The organism is Candidatus Protofrankia californiensis (assembly GCF_900634765.1).
GTDB classification, from domain to species: Bacteria; Actinomycetota; Actinomycetes; order Frankiales; family Frankiaceae; genus Protofrankia; species Protofrankia californiensis.
The window spans coordinates 2,937-9,515 of sequence record NZ_CAAAFT010000289.1; the positions used below are offsets into that span (position 1 = coordinate 2,937).

Sequence of the window (6,579 nt, forward strand, 5' to 3'; positions counted from 1 at the left end):
TGTTACCTTCTCCTACAAACGCGATCCGGGACAACACCGGCGACATCGAGCCGGGAGTCTCGTGCACCGGGAAACGCAGAAGTCGACGATACGCCGTGCGTCGCAACCAGGCGAACCGGCACTACTCGGGCCGCTCACGGTCGATTCAGTCCTGATAGGAGAGCAGGCATTCTCTCCAACGAAAAGGACCCCGGTGGAACCAGAAACGGATCTCGGTGACCGCGCCACACCGGAAGAGGTCGGTCTGTCGTCCAGCAGGCTCGCCAGGATCGAACGGATGCTGTGGTCGCACGTGGACGACGGCCGGCTGCCCGGCGCGGTAGCGCTCGTGTACCGCCGGGGCCATGTCGCGTATACCGCGCAGGCCGGCACCGTGACGCCGTCAACCGGCACACCGATGCCGCTGGACGCGATCTTCCGCATCTACTCGATGACCAAGCCGATCACGAGCGTGGCCGCCATGTCCCTGCACGAGGAGGGACTCCTCGACCTCAGCGATCCCGTCGGGCGGTTTCTGCCCGAATTAGCCGACCTGCCGGTAGGCGAATCCACATCGGACGGTGGATACCGCCTCGTGGACGCGGAACGGGAGATCACTGTTATCGATCTGCTGCGGCACACGTCCGGCATCGTTGGCGGGTATTTCGGAACCCCCTGGATCCTGAAGCTGTACGAGAAGGCCGGTATCAGGGAGTTCGACCACACGGACGTCGCTTATACCACGTCCACACAGGACCTCGTCACCTCGTTCAGCAAGCTGCCCTTGGCCATGCAACCGGGCTCTCATTGGGAGTATGGTCGATCTGGCGATGTCGTGGGACGCCTCCTGGAGATGGCCAGCGGCCAGCCGCTGGACGCTCTGCTCGCCGATCGAGTGTTTACCCCACTCGGCATGGCCGACACGGGGTTCTTCGTCCCACCGGAGCGTGCCCACCTGATCGTGCAGCCGGCTGAGCCCTTCGCCGCGGACACGGTGATGCGCGACCTCACCTCGCGTCCAACCTTCCTCTCCGGCGGCAGCGGCGCTTTCTCAACCGTCCGGGACTATCTCCGGTTCACCAGGATGTTGCTGGGAATGGGTGAACTAGACGGACAGCGGGTGCTCAGCCGGAAGTCGGTCGAGCTGATGACCTCCGACCACCTCGGTTCGCTGTACGGCACCGGCCCCGACTACATGCCGCGCGACGGGTACACGTTCGGCTTGGGCGTGGCGGTGCGCAAGCAGTCGGGACTCTCCGAAGTCCTCGGCTCCGCGGGCGACTACTGGTGGCTCGGACGCGGGTCGACCAGCTTCTTCGTCGACCCGGCCGAGGATATGATCGGGCTGTTCATGACCCAGAAATACTGGCGGGCCAGGCACTACCAACGGGTTTTCAAGAACCTCGTGTACCAAGCCGTGATCGACTAGAAGGACGATGAGTCGTACGAATGGTGAGATGCGCCTGCCATGGCCGCTACATCTTGCCGAGCAGGCCGAGGAGTACCTGCTATCCACAAAGATCACCACAGTCACTGAGCTCGCCGTTAATGGCGACTGTTTCTGACGTCCTGAGCCCTGCTGATTCTTTCCTGAACTTTCATGGGCTGGTGGGTGATGCGTCGTTGATTCGGCTTGCCAGCCGGGTCGGGCTGGTTCGGGGCGACGAGAGCACGAGAAACAACAGCGTAACTCAACTATAACAGTCAGTGCAGGCAGATCGAGAGAGACCCTGCCCGAGACGGAACAGGTCCACCCGTTCACCCATGACGAGCCGATTGCCCGGGACAAGACGAACCTGGACATCAGCTGGCTGCGCGCCCCGGGCCTGGACGAGGGCGACACCCTGCTAACCCCAGAGGTGATCGCTCGCGAGACCGTCGCGGACCTGCAGACCGCGGTCGCCGAGTTCACCGCTGTCGCCGACGCCTCGCCGCCGGTGCGGAGCAGCGTCATCACCCACAGACACAGCCCACCGGGGGCCGGTTGGCCAGTGGACGGCAACGGACACATCCCTCCCCGCCCCAAGGGGACGGCCCGTAAGCTTCCGTACACGAAGTGGCGAAGGGGGCGTTCGGTCGGATGAGTGGCAAGGCAGGGAGATCGATCCCCGGGGCCGTCACGCTGGTCCGGCAGGCACTGCTGAATCAGTTCGAGGACTTGATCGACACCAGCGATGTCACCCATCCAGATCCGGCTGAGCGACACCGCAAGTTCCTCTCCCGAGCGTTGGCCGCCCTAGTGGCGCGGGACCGTGCCGACTGCGACGCATCCGAAGCCGCCGAGATGGTCATTGATGGACGCGCCGACTTCGGTATCGACGCGATCGCCGTGGCCAGGAGCGAACCGCGGCTCTGGCTCATCCAGTCGAAGTGGAGCGACCGCGGTGAGGCCGGTATCGGCGCCGGCGACGCGCTCAAGACGATCGAAGGACTTCGGCTGATCGACCAGCACCAGTTCGACCGCTTCAACGAACGATTCCAGGTGCTCGCGGAACGGGTACGTGCCGTGCTGCTCGACGCCGACCGGCGCATCACCGTGACGATCGCTCTGATGGGAAGCCAGCAGCCGTCAGCCGAGGTCCGACAGAAGTTCGACGACGCGGTGCGGGAGTTCAACCGGTTCGGCGAGGTCCTCGACGTCGAGTACTGCCTGGCCAGAGATATCAACAACGTGCTCGGTCGTAGTATCGCGCCGAAACCGGTCGACCTCGCCATCAGGATGCAGCAATGGTTTGATCTCCATCACCCCTTCGAGGCCTACTCGGGGATCGTGGCGGCGGGCGAGATCGCCGAATGGTACACGCGCCACGGGGATCGGCTCTTCAGCAAGAACATCCGCACCAACCTCGGAATTACCAAGGTCAACAGCGGTGTCGTCGAGACGTTGACGACGACGCCGGAGAATTTTTGGTACTACAACAACGGCATCACCGTGCTATGCAACAGCCTCAGCCTCAATCCCTTCAGTCGGAGCGCCGCACGCGGCCCGGCCGAACTGGTACTCGACGACGCGAGCGTCGTCAACGGCGCCCAGACTGTCGCTGCCATCGCCGAGGCGATGCGAAAGAGCCCGGAGATCGTCGGCGGAGCGCTCGTCGGGGTCCGAGTGATCGTTGTGGGACGGGCGCCCGCGGAGCTGGCAACCACGATTACGCAAACGACGAACACGCAGAACGATGTGGAGCTGCGCGACTTCGTGGCACTCGACCGAGTGCAGACGGACATCAAAGATGATTTCGCGCTGACCCTCGACAAGGTTTACGTCATCAAGCGCGGCGAGATTGACCCGCCGCCCGAGGGCGGATGCTCGATCGTTCACGCGGCCATCGCGCTCGCCTGCGCACATCCGGACGTCGAGCTGGCCGTTCGCGCGAAGAGGGACTCTTCTCTGCTATGGGAACGCGGCTCCAAAGGGGCCTACACCCAGCTGTTCGGACGCCGCCCTTCAGCGCTGCGGATCTGGCGCTGCGTCCAGACGCTCCGAGCGGTACAGGAGGGGCTACACGAGAGCCGTAACCGGCGGCGCGGGCGCGCGGAAGCCGTCGCCGAACACGGCGATCTGCTTGTGACACACATTGTCTTCGCCCACATCACGCTGAGCGGTGCCGACGACCCTGACGAGGACTGGCTCGCGCGGCTCAGCGACGTGTCGACCCTCGTCGAGCAGGCGGTCGGCTGGCTGGTGCTACGCATTGATGAGAGCTTCGGAAAGAACTCCTTCATCGGCAGCACCCTGACCTCTGCCGACCGGTGTCGGCCGCTGGTAAAGCGGGTCCTGTGGGACATGAGCACGGATCGTCCGGACCCTGTACTCCCAGACGACTACAACCCGGCCAAGGTGGCCCGCCGCACCCGGCGGCCGAACACGGTGGGGATCCTGGTCGATGCACGCAGGATCAAGGATGGCACCCGGCTGGTGTTCTCAACGATCAGCAAGCCCGAAGAACGCGCGGTCGGGGGCTGGTTGGCGGCAGATCCGCGGCGGGCTGAGGCAACCTGGGTGAACAGCCGCTCGAAGCCGTTGGTCTGGGCCGTGGACGGGCGTCAGTACGCGCCGTCCACCCTCGTACAGGAAATCTGGCGACAGGCCGCTTGGGAGCAGGCACCTGTCGCAGTCCAGGGGCCGGCGCGCTGGTCGGTGCCCGCAGAAGGATCATTGGTCGAGCTTGCCGAGGTCCTGCTGCGGGCGGACGCGGCTGGCGCAGCCGGCTGAACGCGGCATGGTCGCTGTCTGGTGGCTCTCGTGCATGCTGGCGGAAGCACAGGAGCGACCAGCGAGCGATCATTCGTGGCTTAGCCGAACGGGATGGCCGGCACCTGGCGGCTCGGTGCGGACTCCTCGGTGCCCAGCGGGTGCTGGCAAGACGCCGCTCGGTGCACGTGAGCAGGTCGTGTGCTGGTGGCCCGCCGGCCCGCGCTGGCCCCGTCCCAGGCACCGCGACCCTCGTTCACGATCTCGCCGAAGCCCTGGCTGACATTTGCAAATTGTGAACCTAGCGTTACTAAGATCACTGAATCTGAGGATGCGAACCGCCAAACACCCAGGTCAGGCGGTATGTGAGACCTACCCATCGGACGAGTGGTGGGCCTGGGGGGAGACTCGAACCACAGGCTCCGCGGCGTAGACAGCGCCGAAGGCGAGGCAAGGCGGCATCGTCCGGATCTCCCATTCCTCCCGGTGGAGACGGTCAGTTTGACCCGGGGATGCTTCGCCAAATCGTGGACCATCTCGGCGTCGATCCCGACAACAATGCGGCTTTGATCGATCTCGCGGCGGTCACGGTGACGCGGATGGCGTGGCGCGACGGTCCGGTCGAGGACTGGCACGCCGGCCCCGAAAGCCAGCTCGGCGACGCGGAGATGATGCGTGCGAACGCGGCAACCACGCCTGGTGCGCGGCCTTCTGGCCATGTCGTGCGTCAGGATTCTTGGCACAGGGGTTTGTTGGCCCTGAGCCCAAGGAGATCAGTGATGAGTCGTCCCTCGCTGTTCCACGCCGAGGACAAGATCCGCATAGTGTTGCCGGCGGATCAGGACGCGGGACGGTAGGCGAAATCGGTCAAGGACACCGTGAGCTCCTCCCTGTTCTTCCGGTACTCGATGCAGTACCGGGTGGGGTACCAGCCCGCCACCTTCCAGGCTGCAGGCGCCTTGATCGGAGTGCAGGAGTCTGCCTTGCCGCCTGTCACTTCCGCCAGCCACGCCTTCGTGATCATCGGCTCGTAGAAGGTAATCTCGCCGTTGTAGGCGCCGTACATGAAGGTGTGGGTGAACATGTTGCCGTTGAACTCCGGCGAGCTCAGATCGGTCAGATGGTTGCCCATCGCGGACACCACGGCGCCGAAGTCGAAGTAGCCGTCCGGCCGGTAACGGTCGGACACAGGTACCCGGGCGGTGGCGTAGTCGTCGCCGTTGATGAGCCCTTCCCCGCTACCGGACCCGGTCCGGATCGCGTTTCGAGCGGCCAGGTCCTGAATGTAGAAGTGGAAGTCGAAGTGGGGAAGGCCGTAGACGGGATCGGGCGCGTGCCCGTGCGGGTCCCAGGTCAGCAGGGCCCACGTGAACGGACCGCCGACCTGCTCGGTGAACTGCTGGGGTAGTTCGAGCACGAAGTCGTGACTATGCACGCATTCGGCCTGCTCGTCAATCGTGCCGTCGCCATCGACGTCGTAGCAGTGCTGGCCGTCTGTATTGGCAGTGGGCAGGTTCGTCAGGGCGTTCTTGCCGAACACGAAACCCAGGCTGAACGGTCGGACGCCGTCGAGCTGAGCGTAGGTACGGATGCGCCCGTCGCCGAGAACGACCGGCTCACCGTACACCGCGCATGGGCCGGGATACGAGCGGGTCTTATGGTAGAGCTCGGTGGTCACCGTCGACAGGACCTTGACGTTGTGCTCCACGCCATCAGCCTCGACCAGGCACACCGGGCTGCCCGAGGGCTTGGCCGCGGTCGAGCCCTCGGGCGTGGCCGACGACGATACGGATGCGGCGGCAACCGCCACCCCGACGACGGTCCCGAGCATGAGGACGGCACCCAGAAGTCGCGTCCGTCGTGGGCGCGCGCTTGACATGGCAATGGTCCTTTCTGTCAGAAGAACAGCTGGTCCTGCATGACGTGGCGTGACTGGTTCAACAGCTCGCCGTCCACACGCACAAGCACGTCATTCACGACGCAGCTGGGTCGAACTACTGTGCGCCGCCGGGCCGTATGCTAATCACCTGGGTGTAGAAGGTGAAGCACATCCGGCGGGTCGAGAACGATTATGTTGAACTAGCGCCAGCGCACGACCGGGTCGTTGTCGAACCGTTTATGGAAATCGTGCGGATCTACCACGATGGCCGGGTGGCCCGGGGGGATCTCACCCCCGGGCTCCCACAGAACGGAGCGTGACGATCTCTCGTCACTCCGCTCTTCTCACCTGATCCGTCAGAACTCGGGCATCCACGCCCAGTGGGTGAACAGTCGGGGCTGCCTTCGCAGGAGCCCGTTCCACCAGCGCTTGGCACGCTTGAACGCCCTCAACCGTTTGAACTTCCGCCGCGCCCACCGCACCTGGTCGGGTGGCCCGGGGGGATCGCACCCCCGGGCTCCCACAGAAC

Annotated in this window: 5 protein-coding genes; 4 read left to right on the forward strand and 1 reads right to left on the reverse strand. The window is 64.6% G+C overall.

What is annotated here, in order from left to right; all coding sequences use genetic code 11:
• The first annotated feature begins 193 nt into the window (after positions 1–193).
• The 4 genes from DD1DGNOD_RS15555 to DD1DGNOD_RS15570 all read left to right on the forward strand — a co-directional run bounded on the left by DD1DGNOD_RS15555 (position 194) and on the right by DD1DGNOD_RS15570 (position 5,028).
• The gene (locus DD1DGNOD_RS15555) at positions 194–1,408 is read left to right on the forward strand and encodes a serine hydrolase domain-containing protein (protein WP_206443208.1); all 1,215 of its coding nucleotides are present in this window, start codon (positions 194–196) and stop codon (positions 1,406–1,408) included.
• Positions 1,409–1,415: 7 nt separating this feature from the next.
• The gene (locus tag DD1DGNOD_RS29575; RefSeq protein ID WP_131766959.1) at positions 1,416–1,544 is read left to right on the forward strand and encodes a hypothetical protein; all 129 of its coding nucleotides are present in this window, start codon (positions 1,416–1,418) and stop codon (positions 1,542–1,544) included.
• 515 nt (positions 1,545–2,059) lie between these two features.
• Positions 2,060–4,192 (forward strand): AIPR family protein, encoded by a 2,133-nt coding sequence (locus DD1DGNOD_RS15565; RefSeq protein ID WP_131770452.1) that lies wholly within the window; start codon positions 2,060–2,062, stop codon positions 4,190–4,192.
• A gap of 491 nt (positions 4,193–4,683) precedes the next feature.
• The gene (locus DD1DGNOD_RS15570; protein WP_131770453.1) at positions 4,684–5,028 is read left to right on the forward strand and encodes a hypothetical protein; all 345 of its coding nucleotides are present in this window, start codon (positions 4,684–4,686) and stop codon (positions 5,026–5,028) included.
• Here DD1DGNOD_RS15570 and DD1DGNOD_RS15575 read toward each other — a convergent pair.
• Positions 5,010–6,050 (reverse strand): hypothetical protein, encoded by a 1,041-nt coding sequence (locus tag DD1DGNOD_RS15575; RefSeq protein WP_131767446.1) that lies wholly within the window; start codon positions 6,048–6,050, stop codon positions 5,010–5,012. The two genes, DD1DGNOD_RS15570 and DD1DGNOD_RS15575, sit on opposite strands and share 19 nt — an antisense overlap.
• Between the last annotated feature and the right edge of the window lie 529 nt (positions 6,051–6,579).

Excerpts from the sequence above, each read along its gene's own strand:
- DD1DGNOD_RS15565 (WP_131770452.1), top strand. The coding sequence starts at position 2,060 with ATGAGTGGCAAGGCAGGGAGATCGATCCCCGGGGCCGTCACGCTGGTC.
- DD1DGNOD_RS15570 (WP_131770453.1), top strand. The coding sequence starts at position 4,684 with ATGCTTCGCCAAATCGTGGACCATCTCGGCGTCGATCCCGACAACAAT.
- DD1DGNOD_RS29575 (WP_131766959.1), top strand. The coding sequence starts at position 1,416 with ATGAGTCGTACGAATGGTGAGATGCGCCTGCCATGGCCGCTACATCTT.
- DD1DGNOD_RS15575 (WP_131767446.1), bottom strand. The coding sequence starts at position 6,050 with ATGTCAAGCGCGCGCCCACGACGGACGCGACTTCTGGGTGCCGTCCTC.